We start from the raw sequence: 1339 nt of genomic DNA, 5'->3' as shown, positions 1-1339 counted from the left end.
GCTTCATAGATGCCGTAGCCCTTATCTTCGAAATCCGGCACTTCGGTCGGCCAGACGTTGGGCGGCATGACGGCGGCGAACTTCGAGTCGCGCGGGATCTCGCGGCCGATGTGCCAGAACTCCTTCAGATCCGCGAACTTGCTGTCCTTTGCTGTCTCGACCTTGAAGGGCGTATAGCCCCGCGCGCCGCCACCGCCGGGGATGTGGTACTTGCGCTTGGTGTCGTCCTGCAGGGCGAAGAAGCGCTTGAACGCGTCGTAGGCGCCGTCGACAGCCTCGACAGGAATGCCGTGGCCGCTGATGCAGCAGAAACCGAATTCACGATAGGCCGCGCCCAGCTCTGCCACGAAGGCCTCGCGGTCGGTGTCGTAGCGGCGGATATCGAGGGTGGGAACCTTTTTCATGCGAAGTCCGGTGGAGGCGTCAGGCGGTCGCCTGAGCCGCCGATTTTACGGCGTCCGCCAGTCGCGCCGCCAGCCGTTCCACTTCGGCGGCATCGGCGGCTTCGATCGTCACGCGGACCAGCGGCTCGGTGCCCGAGGCGCGCAGCACCACGCGTCCGCGGCCTTCCAGAACGGCTTCGACCTCGGCGAGCACCTGCTTGACCGAATCGCTGCCCAGGGCCGCCTTGGCGCCCTCCACACGGACGTTGAGCATGGTCTGCGGCAGCTTGACCAGGCCGGCGCGGGCGTCGGCGAAGGTCTCGTTGTCGTCGGCCAGGGCTTCGAGCAGCGCCAGCGCCGCCACGATGCCGTCACCGGTGGTGAAACGGTCCAGGCAGAGCACGTGGCCGGACGTCTCGCCACCCAGCACGCCGCCATGTTCCTTCAGCTGCTGCAGCACGTAGCGGTCGCCCACGTTGGCCCGGACGAAGGGGATGTCCATCTGCTTCAGGGCGCGCTGCAGGCCGTAGTTGCTCATGAGCGTGCCCACCACGGGCCCCGGCAGGTTGCCACGGCGCTTCCAGTGGCGGGCGATGACGTAGAGCATGTCGTCGCCGTCGGTTACCGTGCCGTCGCGGTCGACGATGCGCACGCGGTCGCCGTCGCCGTCGAAGGCGATGCCGAGGTCCGCGCCCCGCTCCACCACGGCTTTCGCCAGGGCGGCCGGTTCCGTGGACCCGACGCCGTGGTTGATGTTGAGGCCATTCGGCTCGGCACCGATGGTGGATACGTCGGCGCCCAGCTCACGAAAGACTTTCGGGGCCACCTGGTAGGTGGCGCCATGGGCGCAGTCGAGCACCACGCTCAGGCCATTGAGGCTGAACTCGTCCGCCACCGYGGATTTGCAGAACTCGGCGTAGCGGGTCACCGCATCCTCGATGCGGCTGGCCTTGCCC

At 67.6% G+C, this 1339-nt stretch carries 2 protein-coding genes; both read right to left on the bottom strand.

The window, feature by feature from the left end; all coding sequences use genetic code 11:
* A partial coding sequence (locus AC1DT2_RS23560; RefSeq protein ID WP_477299105.1) for a 2-oxoglutarate and iron-dependent oxygenase domain-containing protein occupies positions 1-404 on the bottom strand: 404 nt, incomplete at its 3' end.
* 19 nt (positions 405-423) lie between these two features.
* Positions 424-1339 (bottom strand): phosphohexomutase domain-containing protein (locus AC1DT2_RS23555; RefSeq protein WP_477299104.1); only part of this gene is annotated, 916 nt, incomplete at its 5' end.

It is taken from the genome of Luteibacter sp. P4_E6, from assembly GCF_056401535.1.
The sequence above is the reverse complement of the archived record's forward strand: the minus strand, read 5'-3'. Positions and strand labels throughout refer to the sequence as shown.